The sequence below is a fragment of the Amphritea sp. genome (genome assembly GCF_048266285.1).
In the GTDB taxonomy this organism is placed as follows: Bacteria; Pseudomonadota; Gammaproteobacteria; order Pseudomonadales; family Balneatricaceae; genus Amphritea.
On record NZ_JBLWZV010000003.1, the window covers coordinates 180,288 to 194,517 of the forward strand.

Annotated in this window: 15 protein-coding genes; 7 read left to right on the forward strand and 8 right to left on the reverse strand. The window is 48.1% G+C overall.

Going from position 1 to position 14,230, the window contains the following annotated elements:
* The first annotated feature begins 156 nt into the window (after positions 1-156).
* A complete protein-coding gene (locus tag ACN0T0_RS06160; RefSeq protein WP_417224267.1) occupies positions 157-1,620 on the forward strand; it encodes an NAD-dependent succinate-semialdehyde dehydrogenase in 1,464 nt (487 codons plus the stop codon).
* A gap of 155 nt (positions 1,621-1,775) precedes the next feature.
* Here the strand turns inward: ACN0T0_RS06160 and hpaR are convergent, their stop codons facing one another.
* Both hpaR and ACN0T0_RS06170 read right to left on the reverse strand, forming a co-directional pair.
* Positions 1,776-2,198: a homoprotocatechuate degradation operon regulator HpaR gene (gene hpaR / locus ACN0T0_RS06165; RefSeq protein ID WP_417224269.1), complete on the reverse strand. Its 423-nt coding sequence runs from the start codon at positions 2,196-2,198 to the stop codon at positions 1,776-1,778.
* Between the two features lie 82 nt (positions 2,199-2,280).
* Positions 2,281-3,132: a DMT family transporter gene (locus ACN0T0_RS06170; protein WP_417224271.1), complete on the reverse strand. Its 852-nt coding sequence runs from the start codon at positions 3,130-3,132 to the stop codon at positions 2,281-2,283.
* A 172-nt stretch (positions 3,133-3,304) separates the two neighbouring features.
* On the opposite strand from ACN0T0_RS06170, the gene ACN0T0_RS06175 reads away from it, so the two are divergent.
* Together ACN0T0_RS06175 and rlmF are read left to right on the forward strand one after the other, a co-directional pair.
* Complete coding sequence (locus ACN0T0_RS06175; RefSeq protein WP_417224273.1) at positions 3,305-3,868, forward strand: hypothetical protein; 564 nt, start codon at positions 3,305-3,307, stop codon at positions 3,866-3,868.
* Between the two features lie 67 nt (positions 3,869-3,935).
* Entirely contained in the window at positions 3,936-4,904 is a 969-nt protein-coding gene (gene rlmF, locus ACN0T0_RS06180) for a 23S rRNA (adenine(1618)-N(6))-methyltransferase RlmF (RefSeq protein ID WP_417224275.1), read from the forward strand.
* 79 nt (positions 4,905-4,983) lie between these two features.
* Here the strand turns inward: rlmF and ACN0T0_RS06185 are convergent, their stop codons facing one another.
* Both ACN0T0_RS06185 and ACN0T0_RS06190 read right to left on the reverse strand, forming a co-directional pair.
* Positions 4,984-5,199, reverse strand: coding sequence for a hypothetical protein (locus ACN0T0_RS06185; protein WP_417224276.1), 216 nt, complete (start codon positions 5,197-5,199; stop codon positions 4,984-4,986).
* 149 nt (positions 5,200-5,348) lie between these two features.
* Positions 5,349-6,803 (reverse strand): PLP-dependent aminotransferase family protein, encoded by a 1,455-nt coding sequence (locus ACN0T0_RS06190; RefSeq protein ID WP_417224278.1) that lies wholly within the window; start codon positions 6,801-6,803, stop codon positions 5,349-5,351.
* Positions 6,804-6,969: 166 nt separating this feature from the next.
* Here ACN0T0_RS06190 and ACN0T0_RS06195 point away from each other — a divergent pair, with 166 nt between their 5' ends.
* The 4 genes from ACN0T0_RS06195 to ACN0T0_RS06210 all read left to right on the forward strand — a co-directional run bounded on the left by ACN0T0_RS06195 (position 6,970) and on the right by ACN0T0_RS06210 (position 10,279).
* Positions 6,970-7,227, forward strand: coding sequence for a DUF1127 domain-containing protein (locus ACN0T0_RS06195; protein ID WP_417224280.1), 258 nt, complete (start codon positions 6,970-6,972; stop codon positions 7,225-7,227).
* An 84-nt stretch (positions 7,228-7,311) separates the two neighbouring features.
* Complete coding sequence (locus ACN0T0_RS06200; RefSeq protein WP_417224282.1) at positions 7,312-7,920, forward strand: CBS domain-containing protein; 609 nt, start codon at positions 7,312-7,314, stop codon at positions 7,918-7,920.
* Positions 7,921-8,061: 141 nt separating this feature from the next.
* Positions 8,062-9,222 carry a type III PLP-dependent enzyme gene (locus tag ACN0T0_RS06205; RefSeq protein ID WP_417224283.1) on the forward strand — a complete coding sequence of 387 codons (1,161 nt, stop codon included), beginning with the start codon at positions 8,062-8,064 and terminating at the stop codon, positions 9,220-9,222.
* A gap of 151 nt (positions 9,223-9,373) precedes the next feature.
* Positions 9,374-10,279: a diguanylate cyclase gene (locus tag ACN0T0_RS06210; protein ID WP_417224285.1), complete on the forward strand. Its 906-nt coding sequence runs from the start codon at positions 9,374-9,376 to the stop codon at positions 10,277-10,279.
* Between the two features lie 112 nt (positions 10,280-10,391).
* Here the strand turns inward: ACN0T0_RS06210 and hisC are convergent, their stop codons facing one another.
* The 4 genes from hisC to ACN0T0_RS06230 form a co-directional block, all read right to left on the reverse strand.
* Positions 10,392-11,453, reverse strand: coding sequence for a histidinol-phosphate transaminase (gene hisC, locus ACN0T0_RS06215; protein ID WP_417224286.1), 1,062 nt, complete (start codon positions 11,451-11,453; stop codon positions 10,392-10,394).
* A gap of 612 nt (positions 11,454-12,065) precedes the next feature.
* Entirely contained in the window at positions 12,066-12,500 is a 435-nt protein-coding gene (locus ACN0T0_RS06220; RefSeq protein WP_417224288.1) for a bacteriohemerythrin, read from the reverse strand.
* Positions 12,501-12,827: 327 nt separating this feature from the next.
* Positions 12,828-13,367, reverse strand: a complete 540-nt coding sequence (gene folE / locus ACN0T0_RS06225; protein ID WP_417224290.1) for a GTP cyclohydrolase I FolE — start codon at positions 13,365-13,367, stop codon at positions 12,828-12,830.
* A 165-nt stretch (positions 13,368-13,532) separates the two neighbouring features.
* On the reverse strand, positions 13,533-14,165 hold the full coding sequence (locus tag ACN0T0_RS06230; protein WP_417224291.1) for a Smr/MutS family protein: 633 nt from the start codon (positions 14,163-14,165) through the stop codon (positions 13,533-13,535).
* Positions 14,166-14,230: the final 65 nt, after the last annotated feature.

Genomic DNA, 14,230 nt, shown 5'->3' on the forward strand with positions numbered 1-14,230 from the left:
TAAACCAAGGCGTGGCCTTCGGGATCGTTGGAAAGCGCTAAATTACGATATCAACTTAACATGTTAACTAATATTGTGTATTATCGACCCATAGATCGATTCCAATGGGTCGGTGCCAACGGGACACGCTGCCCGATAACGTTAAACGAGATTGCTATGAAATTAGAATTGAATGACAGCTCTTTGCTAAAGACTAAAGCGTTTATTAATGGGCAGTGGGTTGATGGTGATACGGGCGAAAGCTTCTCTGTATTGAACCCTGCAACCGGTGCAGTGGTGGCTGAAGTCGCCAGTGTTGGCCAAGCGGAAACCGCTCGCGCGATTGCTGCGGCGGATGCCGCGATGCAGAGCTGGAAAGCACTGCCCGCCGGTCAACGTTCTGAGGTGTTGGAGCGCTGGCACGGGCTGATTATCGACAATATTGATGATCTAGCGGCGATTATGACGATTGAACAGGGTAAACCTGTATTTGAATCCAAAGGTGAGGTGCTTTATGGCGCTTCTTATCTGAAATGGTTTGCCGAAGAAGGCAAGCGCATCTATGGCGACATTCTGCCATCGGCAGGTGACCGTCGTAGTATTGTAATCAAGCAACCGGTGGGTGTGGTCGCGGCCATTACACCTTGGAACTTCCCTAATGCGATGATCACCCGTAAGGCGGCACCCGCTTTGGCTGCTGGCTGTGCTATCGTGTTGAAGCCTGCCGGAGAGACACCATTGTCGGCATTGGCATTGGCAGAGTTGGCTAATCGTGCAGGGTTGCCTGCCGGCCTGTTTAGCGTGCTGCCGAGCGCTCGTTCTTCTTCCGTGGGTGGCGAAATGACATCGAACCCAACGGTTAAAAAGCTGACCTTCACCGGCTCTACTCCCGTGGGTAAATTGCTGATGAAGCAGTGCGCCGATACAGTAAAGCGGACCTCTATGGAGTTAGGTGGTAACGCGCCAGTTATTATCTTTGATGATGCGGATCTCGATCTGGCGGTCAAAGGTGCGTTGATCTCTAAATACCGCAACTCAGGTCAGACCTGTATCTGTGCTAACCGGTTGTTGGTTCAGGAAGGTATCTATGATGCGTTCGTTGAGAAATTTGCGGAAGCGGTTAACGCGTTTCGCTTAGGTTTTGGCTTCGATGCCGATACCACTCATGGCCCAGTTGTCTCGCAAAAAGCGTTGGGTGATATTGATAACATTGTGCAGAATGCCGTTAAGCAGGGTGCTAATGTGGTGACCGGTGGTAAACCATCCGAGTTGGGTAACTGCTTCTATGAGCCGACTATACTGACCAATGTAAATGACAGCATGAATATCTTCTCTGAAGAGATCTTTGGCCCGGTTGCGCCGGTGTTTAAGTTCAGTACTGAAGAGCAAGCGATTTCGATGGCTAACGATACCGAGTTTGGTTTGGCGGCTTACGTCTTTACTGAAAATGTCGGTCGTATCTGGCGCGTATCTGAAGGGATCGAATATGGCATGGTGGGCGTCAATGAGACGGCGATCAGCTCTGAAGTGATCCCTTTTGGTGGGGTGAAAGAATCCGGTCAGGGTCGCGAAGGCTCTAAATATGGTTTGGATGACTATTTAGAAACTAAATATATCTGTATGGGTGGTTTGCAGCGTTAATTTACCGCTGCTGTTGACACTCAATTTCTGCTAAATAAAGAGCCGCCGATCAGAAGATCCGCGGCTTTTTTTGCGTCATGTGAACCGAGCTGTTTAATCCGCTGGCGGCATTCTTAAGCGCTAGGTCACTCGTATGAATGCTGTTGCTAAAGCGGTTAGACCTTCAGGTCAGCCAGTTCTTTGAGTAATTTTGTCAGCTGTTCCATTTTTTCTTCACCATATAGCTCGGTAAAGGCTTGATACTGCGTTTCCACATCGGGGCTAAGTCGTTCAAATAGATCGAGGGCTTTATCGGTGAGACTCAGCAGAGTGCGGCGCTGATCTTCGTCCGATTTTTTACGTTTAATATAACCCTGTTGTTCCAGACGTTTGATAATGCCTGTCAGGCTAGGACTAAGAATACAGCAGTGCTCGGCCAGTTGTTTTGACTCTAGCTCTTGGAATGCCTTGAGCGCTCTGAGTACTCGCCATTGTTGTTCGGTTACATTATTTTCCTGCAGCAGCGGCCGAAATAGCGCCATGGCCGTTTCACGGGCTTTAAGCAGTTGCAGGGGTAAAGAGTCTTCAAATTTACGCATATATTTATTCTTAATATCTAAACTAATTACGCCATTCTTACTATTCGTCGCGGTCGATGCAAATGTTTTTTACACTGAGTGGTTAACGAGACTGGCGCCGCCACTGGATATAGCCGTGAATCAATAGGGTGACAATGACGAGAGTGCCACCTTGCAGGGCCGCACGACTGGGCTCTTCATTGAGGAAAAACCAGACTAGCAACGGCCCGCAGGCGGTTTCTAATAGCATTAGCATCCCGACTTCTGCAGCTGAAATACGGGTTGGCCCGATGGTGATGAGGACAAAGGCGATGGGAATAATAATCACGCAGAGTAAGAGCATCCACCCCCAATCCGTACCGGAAAGGGCCAACGGGGATGCCCCGAACAGGCTAATAACACTGATGAGTAGACCGGAGGTAATCAGCGCGGGTGTCATATCCCGGTGTTTGACTGAACGGTCATTAACAAATTTGCCGGCGAGCATGATGCCACAGAGCAGCGCCATCAGATCGCCTTCCATATTTGGACTGGACCACGAGTCTTTCATCACCCAGCCAATCCCTAACATAGAGATGGCAATAGCGAGCCAGGTAATGGGAGCTGAGCGCTCACCAATAAATACCCGGGCGATAATCGCAGCAAACAATGGCTGAGCGCTGATAATAACCAATACGTTGGCCACAGAGGTGTTGTGGATTGCACTGACAAATAAAATGGAGCTAAGGGTAAATAACAGTGTCGAACGAATGCTGGCCCAGTCACGATAAAAAAGCGGTTTACCGGGATAACGGTATCGACACCAGAGCGCTACCATCAGGCTCATCATCAAACCGCGCCAAAATAGCAGGCTAAAGGACTCCACTTGAATCAGCCGAATCAGCAGTGCATCGAAGCTGAGTATCAGCACCCCGAGAGAGGTTAGGAGAAACCCTTTTAAGTAATCAGTATCCATTAAATCCCTTTATTCATTATTGTTATGTGAATTGCTGTTGGCATTGTTTGCGGCATTGTATCCGTATTATTACCAAACTGCAGCGCTGGCATGCACTAAAACAGTACGTAAGTATCATAGAGGTCCTGTGTGAGGCTTCTACACTGGATGGATGCCATTGGAGGAGTCAGTGATGAGAAAGCGATTAGCCAGATTAATGCTGTCAGCCATACTATTATGCCCGTTAACAGCGGCGTGGGGAGAAGGCTTAAGTGAAGGTGAGAAAGGCATCTATTTACAGCAGTTCGATGGTGCTGAGCAGCGTATCGGTACGATTGTTTTTACCGTAGCCGAGAAGGCCGCGTTTACTTATCGTATCCATCTGGACCTGCACCTATTTAAGGATTATTTCCTTTCAATGAAAGAGATGAAGTGTCTAGAAGGGCCTGAGCTGTGGTGCTTTATTCCTTATCCCTATCGTCAGCCTGCGAGGGTCAGTGCGGATGATCTGCGCTGGCTGGAACATGACCTGCTATTTATGTTTAAAAAACCGGCCGCTTTTGGGGCCAATTTTTGGAACGGTATCTATTACAAGATGGTGGTTACCGAGTCCGGTGTGCGCGGCGAAGCCCATGCCCTTGACCTCAATCTACTGGCATCACCGCCGAGCGACCTGAGCCAGCCGCCAATGGGTGAGTTCGATATTGAGACGGCGGATCTCGAAAAACGCTGGTTGCCCTATATTGAAATCCGATGATAGGCCTCTTTTGTCCTGAGTTAGGATACAATGCTTGGTTTTCAATGCAGCAGGGTTATTTTAGATTATGGCTAAACAACAAGCGCGTCGCGGGCAGAACGTTAAGCGGCTACATCCCCGTAACCCTCATCAGGGCCGGTATGACTTCGATAAGCTTTGCCAGCTCTGTGCCGATCTAAAACCCTGCCTTATCGTTAACCGTGCCGGTGATCCGAGTATCGATTTTCATGATCCGGTGGCGGTTAAAGCACTTAATAAAGCGCTGTTGATGCAACGCTATGGGGTTCAGTTTTGGGATATTCCAGCCGGTTATCTTTGCCCGCCGATTCCAGGGCGAGCCGATTACATCCACTATTTAGCCGATGAACTCGCAGCAGATAATGGCGGTGTCGTACCTGAAGGCCGGATGGTGCAAGGCTTGGACATCGGTGTTGGGGCCAACTGTATCTATCCTGTGATTGGCAACCGCAGCTATGGTTGGCAGTTTGTTGGCACCGATATTGATCCCGTATCGGTGAACACGGCTAATCTCATCGCCGAGGCGAACCCTTCCCTGAAAGGCCAGATAGAGTGTCGTTTGCAGAGCGAAGCCAAACGTATTTTCAAAGGAGTGGTCAAACTTTCAGATCGGTTTGATTTTACCCTGTGTAACCCGCCTTTTCATGGTTCTGCACAGGAATGTGAGGCGGCTAATCGTCGTAAACAGCGCAACCTAGGCCAAGCGGCCGACAAAGCGCACCTGAATTTTGGTGGGCAGAGTAATGAGTTATGGTGTTCTGGCGGTGAGCTAGCTTTTATTAATCGAATGATTATTGAAAGCCGCAGCGTGGCTGAGCAGTGTTATATGTTTAGTTGTCTGGTTTCTAAGCAGGACAATATTCCTCAGCTTAAAGCGGCGCTACAAAAAGCCGGTGCCAGACGAATTAAAGAGGTGGCGATGTCGCAGGGGCAAAAGCAGAGCCGTCTATTATTGTGGACCTTCCAATCGCAACAAGCGCAAGCGCAGTGGCGTGAGGATTACTGGGGCGACAAATAATCTATCGCCTCAGTCCATTGTTGTTAATGGGGTGTTTGATGAAGGCGGGGCAGCGATGTTAGTGCAAACGGCGGTCTCGCTAGTGCCGTTGTTGCAGTAATTTAGCTGTGTTTTCGAGTTCTTCCATATAATTGAGTAGATCTTCGCTCATGATGTCTGGGTGAGCGTTAAGCAGTTTCTTGAGTGTTTCTAAGGGTGCTGGTGACCCTTGATGTATGTTGCTGGTTATTGCTAGTAATAGAGAGGTGAGTACCTCGAGACTTTTTACGCGTGACTCCAGGTTATATCCATCCACATTCAATCCCCCTTGGATTGTCATAATACACACGACAGTCCGTTTCCCAACGGACTGGCTCCTGACATATAAATGAGTGTAGTCAAAAAATGCTGATTGTGGGGGAAATATCATGAGATGTTTTCACGTGCATTTTCGGCCAAAGTGTCTTAACACGGGTGGTTCAGCGAAGCGGGTTCTGGCAGCAAAGCTTGGGATTGAATCTCTTTACAGAGTCGTCCAAGGGTCTTAATGGCTTTTTCCATCGACGGGTGGGCACTGTTTACCACACTGATGCGCATATAGTTTTTGTATTTGCCGGAGGCCGAAAATAGCGTACCCGGTGCAATACTGATGCCCTCTAAACGTGCCTGACGATTAAGTTCATTGGCATCGACCTGCTCGGGCAACTCTACCCAGAGTAGATAACCTCCTTGGGGGTAGCTGATGCGGGTGCCCTCGGGCATATCGCGTTTTAGCCAACCGATTGTGGCATCACGATCCCGAAGATAGTTGATGCGCGTTTTACGTAGGTGTTTTTCGTAATAGCCTTGGGCGATAAACTCAGCAACGGCCATCTGTGTCAGCTTCGGCGTAGACAGGCTTGAGAGGTATTTCACCATCATAATATGATCGCGGTAACGCCCCGGAGCTATCCAGCCGACCCGAATGCCGGGGGCGATCGATTTAGAAAAAGAGGAGCAAAGAATAACCCGGCCTTGGGTGTCGAATGATTTGACCGTGCGCGGCCGGGGCAGGGTATAGCTTAGGTCACCGTACACATCATCCTCAATCAGTGGAATATCATAGCGATTTAGCAGCTCCAACAGCCGTAGTTTATGGCTGTCCGGCATCGAATACCCCAGCGGGTTATTGTTGGTCGGTGTTAGCAGGCACGCTTTAATCGGCCACTGTTCGAAGGCCATTTCGAGGGCTTCAAGGGAGATGCCGGTTTCCGGATTGGTGGGAATCTCTAATGCCTTCACACCGTTAATCTTGATCGCTTGCACCGAGCCAAAAAAGCTGGGCGAATCAACCACCACAATATCACCGGGTTCGGTGACTGCTCGCAGGCTACAGGAGAGAGCTTCTTGGCAACCGGAGGTGATAATAATCTCGTCGGGATGAACTCGACAACCTGAATCCACCATTACCCTGGCAATCTGATGACGCAGTGGGTCTGAGCCTGCGGCGAGTTCATAATCAAGAATGTTGCAGTTGGCATTTCGGCTCAGTTCGGACATTAAGCGGGTTAAGGGTTTTAGTGTCGGCGCTTGGGTATCCGGTAGTGCTAGGCTTAACTTAGTGGCGGTGTGGTTGCCATACTCGTTAATCATATCCTTTAGCTTTTGCCAGTGAGCAACAACCAGTGGCTGAGGTGCGGGATTGCTGGTGGCGGGGAGTTCCGGGGGCGTCTGTTGTAATAGTACGTAGTATCCAGACTTAGGGCGAGACTCAATAATTCCAGCATCGATCAGTAGGCCATAGGCTTCCTGTACGGTCGAAATACTGACGCCGTGCTCCTGACTCAGGCCGCGCACGGAGGGAAGTTTATCGCCCTCGTGATAGTAGCCCAGATCGATCCGGTCTTTTACCGTGGATGCTACCTGCTCATACAGTTTCATTGAATATGCTCCGATACAGCGTTAAAAACAGTACAGTTCTAAGTCAGTATGTCCATACAGATCGATGAGTTAGAAATCTGTATTGCTCTTATAAAAAGTATTTTGAATCTGTCATGGTATCAGATTAGTCCTTAAACTGAAGCTCTATTATCAGGAGGGACTCACCATGTCTAAGTTAGTTACCCAGTTGCAACACTATCGGCAGGCTTACGCGAGCCGGCGTTTACTCATTGGCCTAGATGACCATTTGCTGAAAGATATCGGCCTAACCCGAGCAGAGGCGTTACATGAAGCTCGGCGACCTTTCTGGGATCTAAAACAAGCGACGCGTGAGGTTGTTCACCCTCAGGGGCTGATGGTTTATAGCGTTGCATCCTGTGTGTTAGTTGCAGGATTAGGATTAACCATTGGTCTGACTTTTTAAGCTTAAGTGATTAATAGCTGGCGATTTAGTCGATATCAGCACTATGCTGTAGGGGCATTATAAAAATAATATTAGGAGGTGCCTGTGTCTCAGGAATTCTACCCATTACGTTTACAGGATAATTGCGATGTTGAACATCTGCTGGCACCGGAGCAGAATCAGCAACCTTTCAGTGTGCGTAACCCTGCAATTGAAGTGATGACCGATTTCAGCGTCGTAACACCGGTAACGGTAACCGAAGGGGTGTCGATTGATGATGCCTTGGAAAGAATGAAAAGCCAGCATGTGCGTTTACTGTTTGTGATCACCCTAGCGGGTAAGTTTGTCGGTGTGATCAGTTCCCATGATATTGCCGATAACAAGGCGATTGTGCATATGCAGAATCATGGGGTGACTCGGGATGAGGTGTCCGTCGGGCATATTATGCTGCATAAAGAACATCTACAGTCCCTGACCTTCGACCAAGTGACCCATTCACGTATTGGCGACATTATGCTGACGCTTAAGAGTTCGGGGGGGCAGCATTTGTTGGTTGTCGATGAATCCGAACTGGGTATTAAACGTATTCGCGGGATTATCTCCGCTAGTGATGTATCCCGTAAACTGCGGGTGGGATTCGATATTATGTATGAGGCTAAATCCTTTGCTGAGATCGAAAAAATTATAACTCAGGGTAGTGATTCGGTTATTTGATTATAAGCACGAAAAAAATACCGTTTCCGTCTAAAATTATCTTTACAGAGGGTGCGTTTTAACTATACTCCGCGTTTTCTCATGGAGTTGAAACGCTCCACTTTTCCGCCGGATAAACCGGCAGGAGTACAGGTAAACATAGTGATTAAATTGCCGGATCATATCTCTGCTGAAAAATGGGCTCGCTTGAAAGAGGCTGCCGATCAGCATCAGACACCCTTTCAGTTAATTGATTTGCAGACCATTGCAGAAAAATATCAAGAGCTGAAAAATGGATTTGATTTTGCGTCTATCTACTATGCGGTGAAAGCTAACCCTCATCCGCAAATTGTGGAGCTGCTGGCCGGCTTAGGGTCTAGCTTTGATATCGCATCGATCTATGAACTGGATCAAGTATTGTCCCATAACGTCAGCCCTGACCGGGTTAGCTATGGCAATACGATTAAGAAGCGTGAAGATATCCGTTATTTTTACGAAAAAGGTGTGCGGTTGTTTGCCACCGATTCTGAAGAAGATCTGAAAAATATCGCCGAATATGCACCAGGCTCTCGGGTGTATATCCGCATTCAAACCGAAGGTGCTGAAGGCGCAGATTGGCCGTTGTCCCGTAAGTTTGGCTGCAATCCCGATATGGCGATCGACTTGGCGGTCTTGGCGAAGAAGTTAAAACTTGAACCGTATGGTATCTCTTTCCATGTAGGCTCTCAGCAGCGCCTGATTGATGTATGGGATGCGGCGATTGCTAAGGTTAAGGTGATTTTTGAGCGGTTGCGCAGTGAATATGCAATTCAGCTGCGTTTAATCAATATGGGCGGTGGTTTCCCGGCCCAATACCTAACCAAAGCGAACGATTTTTCCGTTTACTGTGAAGAGATTACCCGTTATCTGACCGAAGATTTTGGTGATAACCCACCGCAAATCATCCTCGAGCCGGGCCGTTCGTTGGTCGGAGATAGCGGTTTGTTAGTGAGTGAAGTAGTACTGATTTCACGTAAATCCCATACTGCGTTGAATCGTTGGGTGTATACCGATGTGGGTCTGTTTAATGGACTGATCGAAACACTTGGTGAAGCGATTAAGTTTCCCTTGGAAACCGAGCGGGATGGCGAAACGGAAGCTGTGGTATTGGCCGGGCCTACCTGTGATAGCATGGATATCATGTACGAAAACTTTAAGTATGAGTTGCCACTGTCGTTGGAAATCGGTGATCGGATTTATTGGTTCTCGACCGGGGCTTATACCACCAGTTACAGTTCGATTGAGTTTAATGGCTTCCCGCCGCTGAAATGTTTCTGCATCTGATTTAGTCACACGGCTTTCAGGAAAACCCGCTTCGGCGGGTTTTTTGTTATTTAATATTGATTTATATGCCCATTATCAGCACTCGCCCTTCAGGTCGATTGGTTGGCTATGCTATAAGTTAACTATCACACGTGTTGCCAGTGGAGTTACCATGAACAAAAATCAAATTCTTCAAACCCGCATTGATGCACTACTCAATGTGCTGTCTGAAGATGTGCTGATTTTAAGCCAGCAAGGCACCATTATTTTTTCCTCTCATGCCGAATCGGCGTTACCCTGGGGCGCGAGCGAAGCACTCATCGGTAAGAACCTAACCGATATCTTTCCCGAATCACTCGCTGCGTTGTTTCAAGGAATGGTCGATCAGTCGCTTAGCTTAAATCAGCTGCGGGTGAAAGAGATGTTGTTTGATCCTAAAGAGATCAGCTATCTGCAGCAACAGGGCATGGAGCATAGCTGCTGGGTTGAAGTGCGTATGGCCCCTTCAGCTGGGGATGAGCCGAGCGTTGTTTGTCGAATCGAAGACATTAGTCGGCGTAAAGAGGCGCAGCGGGAGGTGCCGCCGGTGCAACGGGACTTGCTGACCGGTATGTACAATCGTCGCGCGTTGATGCCAGTGTTGGCGCAATCGATCGCGCAGGCGGTACGCTATGACTGGACCTGTAGCTTGATGTTGGTGAATGTTGATCAGTTACAACAGATAAATAATGAACAGGGTTGGGATGTTGGTGATCAGTTGCTTAAACGCTTGGCTGAATCATTGAATAGTCTGAAACGAACCGCCGATTTTCTCGCCCGGGTGGGGGAAGATTGCTTTGCTATCCTGTTGCCTGAAACCAACGCGGAACAGGGCATACTCACCGCTGAGCGGGTGCGTAACCGGGTTGCGGATCTATCGGCGCAACATCTGGGCACGGATGTTAGCTTTACTGTCAGTATCGGTGTTTCCACCTTAGCCGGCGAAGAAGACAGTGCTGAGGAGATGTTTAATCGGGCTGAGGATTGCTTGCAACTGGCGAAACAACAGGGTGGCAATAAAATTAGTGGTAGTGAGTGAGCGCCACTGTAAGGCGATCTGGCGAGGAGCGTCGCTAGAGCTCGGCATTAAACAGTAAAGCAGCCTAAGGGCTGCTTTACTGCGTTATGGACCTAGGTGCTAGAGCTAGATACTAGAGGTTAGGGTGTTGCTTTAGTGTTTCAATCAGACTGTGCATCTCAGCTTGGGTGCCGATGGTAATACGCAGATAGTTCTCGATACCCGGTTTACTAAAGTGTCGCACCAGTAGGTTGTTGCTACGCAAATACTGCATCAGCTCTTCGCCACTGAGTGAGTTGTGACGAGCAAACACAAAGTTAGTTTTTGATGGGATGACGGTAAAACCCAGTTGTTCTAAGGCGTTGTGAGTCCATTCACGGCAGGCAATAATCTTCTGCGTGGTTTCTTCGAAGTAGGCAACATCTTCCAGTGCTGCAACAGCACCGACAATCGCAATGCTATCCAATGGGTAAGAGTTGAATGAATTTTTTACCCGTTCGAGGCCAGCAATAAGATCTTTATGCCCCAGTGCAAAGCCAATTCTCAAACCCGCTAAACTGCGTGATTTAGAAAAGGTCTGAATGATCAACACATTATCATAGCGGCGGCTCAGTTCAACGGCTGATTCACCGCCGAAGTCGATATAGGCTTCATCGACGATTACCAGTGACTCGGTGTTTTTTTGCAGCAATGCTTCGATGGTGTCCAGCGAGGTGAGTCGACCGGTTGGGGCGTTGGGGTTGGCAAAGATGATCCCGCCGTTAGGTTGATCATAGGCGGCGAAATCGATCTCAAACTGATCGGTTAGTGGGATTTGACGGTAATCAATATCATATAGGTTGCAATAGACATCGTAGAAGCTGTAGGTCGTTTCCGGCAGTAGCAGTGGCTTGTCTTGACGGAAAAACGCCATAAAGGCTAATGCTAGTACTTCATCCGAGCCGTTGCCAACAAAGATATTATCGTAGGCTAGCTGGAAATGATCCGCTAGTGATTGCTTCAGCGCGGTGGCATCGGGGTCGCAATAGAGGCGTAGACGATCTTTAGGGTAGTTATTGATTGCCTCAGTGACCTTCGGTGAAGGCGGATAAGGATTTTCGTTGGTATTCAGTTTGATTAGATTATCAACTTTTGGCTGCTCACCCGGAACGTAAGGGGTCAGTTGGCTGATAGCCGGGCTCCAGTATTTACTCATGATGAAGGCTGTGTCGCTCTATAGGATGTTTGCGTGAAGTGAGCGGCCCGGAAGTGTCCGGCTGATGTTATGCCGCGCTGTTGGCCCTAGCATATCAAATAGAGGATCAATCTCGCTATACCGTTTCGTTTTCCCTGAGGATTTCATTACTGAAAACTAACAGACATAAAAAAACTGCCCGGTGGGAAGGGGGCCGCCGGGCAGTTCAGATGTAGCATATAACGTTGATGTATATATATAGAGGGGCTTATTCAGATAAAGTTCAGCGCCAATCGCATTTTTATTAAATTAATTTTGTGGTCTGTATTTTTCACTGGACATAAAAAAACTGCCCGGTGGGAAGGGGTTCCACCGGGCAGTTCAGATGTTGCGTAGTACGTTGATGTATTAATTTAGAGACGCATGTACGGGTAAAGTTCACAAAAAAGATAAAATATTTAAAAATAATTTTATCTCATTGATTTTTATGGTTTTAATTTGGTTTCTAAGCCCTGCGTCGCGCTTAAGTTAACAATAAGCCCTGATCGATGATATCTATCTGCGTTATAAAACGCCTAAAAATTAACCGAACAGAGAGTGATAAGCAATAGTCGTCTCTATTGTGCGACGCGGTTATGCGGCAGAGCAATCATGTCGGTTAACAAACATCGCGGTAACACTGTCCATTGTTGAAATATGTTGTATCAGCCATTGGCACAGGATGTCATTAAGATAGGCGGCCAGTAGTGTCAGGTCGGCGTGATCTTGCCACTGGACTAACAATTGGCGAAACTCTTCAAGCACGCGCTCATGTTCGCCTTTATGGCATTCATACGCGGGAAAGCCGACCCGGACCATCTGTGCTTCTTCACGGGCAAAGTGGCTTTGATTATGGGCGTAGATCTCGGTTAACAGTGGCTCGATGGCTGACAACGCGGTGTTATCTCCCTCGTTAGCTTGGCTAATCAAGTAGTCGAGTTGATTGATCTGTTGGGCTGCTTCGGCGTGGTCATGATTCATAAACTCAAGGCCGACGGTTGGGATCTGTGCAGTGGTTAGCGGTGTCATATCTCTATCCTTCAAAAAATAACGGAGAGAATTTTACGCTCATAGTGTCATCGCGCCTTGCTTAATATCAAGAATGCGCACAGCACAGGGATATTTGATAGGTTGCGGCTGAGATTGAGGGGTACTGGCGTTATCGTTAAGGGGTCTTACGTAGGTAAATGTATTGCGTGAGGGACATGCTTTAATTTAAATTAAAACGTTAAGTTATGACTTTAATTCATTGTTTTAAAATAATTAAAGAGCGTTTTTTTTGTGAGGAGGGGACGGGGTTGAGTGGTAGGGCAGACATAAGACCGGCGCTGGGCGTCGGTCTTATCGGGCAGCGGATCAATTGATCAGAGTGAGGAACTCGCTGCGGGTCGGTTGGCTCTTGCGGAACGAGCCGAGCATCATGGAGGTTTTCATGCTGCTGTTCTGTTTTTCAACACCGCGCATCATCATGCACATGTGACGTGCTTCGATAACCACGCCAACGCCATCGGCACCAGTCGCTTCCATAATGGCATCTGCAATCTGCTTGGTCATATTTTCCTGAATTTGCAGGCGGCGTGCGAACATGTCGACGATGCGGGCAATTTTAGACAAACCGATCACCTGTCCTTTAGGCACATAGCCAACATGACATTTGCCAATGAATGGCAGCATATGGTGCTCACACATAGAATACAGCTCGATATCTTTGACGATAACCATTTCGCTGTTTTCAGTGGGAAAGAGTGCGCCATTGATGACCTCATCAAGGTTTTGTTCATAGCCTCGAGTGAGAAACTTCATCGCTTTAGCGGCGCGTTTAGGGGTATCGATCAAACCTTCCCGGGTGATATCTTCACCCAGCTGCTCGATGATGCTGGCAAATTCTTTTTCCATTACAGTGTGTAATCCTGTTTTGGTCTGTCTGATCTCTGCCAAACACCTATTAACACCATCTCTGGAAAGGTCATTATGACAGGGCCGTTAAAAAGTGTGCTAACTTACGTGATTAGCACCCGGAGGTAAAGACTCTCGGCAACTATTTACGTCTGTTCGGGCGCTTTATTTAGCGCGCTTGAGCAGCACATAGAGCGCGCCGGTGCCGCCATCTTTAGGCTGTGCCGATGAAAAGGCAATCACCTGATTCATCTGTCTTAGCCAGTCATTAACATAGGACTTCATCAGCGCATGTTGACCCTCTACGCTGTTAGATTTACCGTGGATCACTTTGACACAGCGTAGTTGTTGTAGACTGCATTCGCGAATAAAACTGCCGAGTTCGGTGCGGGCATCATCCAAGGTGAAGCCGTGTAGGTCTAATCCAGCATCCCAAGGGACATGGCCCTGTTTGAGGCGCTTCATGAGCTTTAATTGTACCCCCGGGGCGGCAAAAATAAGCTCATCCTCGGTTTCTACTAAGTTGATGACTTCTGAATTAAGGCCATCAACAATCAGCTCTTCATCCTGCACCGCCATCTGGCGCTTATAGCGAGTGGTTTCATCATCTGCGAGCTTGAGCTTTTTGGGCGTACCGCGCAGGTCAGCTCGGTCCGTAGTGATTCGGGCAACCCCTTGCATGACCGATGCAAAATCAATCTCGCTGTCGTCCGTATCGGTATTTTCCCCTTGAGCCGAAGAATTGGCAGGGAGGCGCATTTTGTGGCGCTTGTTGTGAGACAGATTGTTTTCAGACATAGCGTTCGCAAACATTATTCATTAACATACACGGCCTGTAATAAAGCAGGCCTCAATCCGACGAA

Coding starts and splice junctions, on each gene's coding strand:
- ACN0T0_RS06160 (WP_417224267.1), top strand. CDS start 157: ATGAAATTAGAATTGAATGACAGCTCTTTGCTAAAGACTAAAGCGTTT.
- hpaR (WP_417224269.1), bottom strand. CDS start 2,198: ATGCGTAAATTTGAAGACTCTTTACCCCTGCAACTGCTTAAAGCCCGT.
- ACN0T0_RS06170 (WP_417224271.1), bottom strand. CDS start 3,132: ATGGATACTGATTACTTAAAAGGGTTTCTCCTAACCTCTCTCGGGGTG.
- ACN0T0_RS06175 (WP_417224273.1), top strand. CDS start 3,305: ATGAGAAAGCGATTAGCCAGATTAATGCTGTCAGCCATACTATTATGC.
- rlmF (WP_417224275.1), top strand. CDS start 3,936: ATGGCTAAACAACAAGCGCGTCGCGGGCAGAACGTTAAGCGGCTACAT.
- ACN0T0_RS06190 (WP_417224278.1), bottom strand. CDS start 6,803: ATGAAACTGTATGAGCAGGTAGCATCCACGGTAAAAGACCGGATCGAT.
- ACN0T0_RS06195 (WP_417224280.1), top strand. CDS start 6,970: ATGTCTAAGTTAGTTACCCAGTTGCAACACTATCGGCAGGCTTACGCG.
- ACN0T0_RS06210 (WP_417224285.1), top strand. CDS start 9,374: ATGAACAAAAATCAAATTCTTCAAACCCGCATTGATGCACTACTCAAT.
- hisC (WP_417224286.1), bottom strand. CDS start 11,453: ATGAGTAAATACTGGAGCCCGGCTATCAGCCAACTGACCCCTTACGTT.
- ACN0T0_RS06220 (WP_417224288.1), bottom strand. CDS start 12,500: ATGACACCGCTAACCACTGCACAGATCCCAACCGTCGGCCTTGAGTTT.
- folE (WP_417224290.1), bottom strand. CDS start 13,367: ATGGAAAAAGAATTTGCCAGCATCATCGAGCAGCTGGGTGAAGATATC.
- ACN0T0_RS06230 (WP_417224291.1), bottom strand. CDS start 14,165: ATGTCTGAAAACAATCTGTCTCACAACAAGCGCCACAAAATGCGCCTC.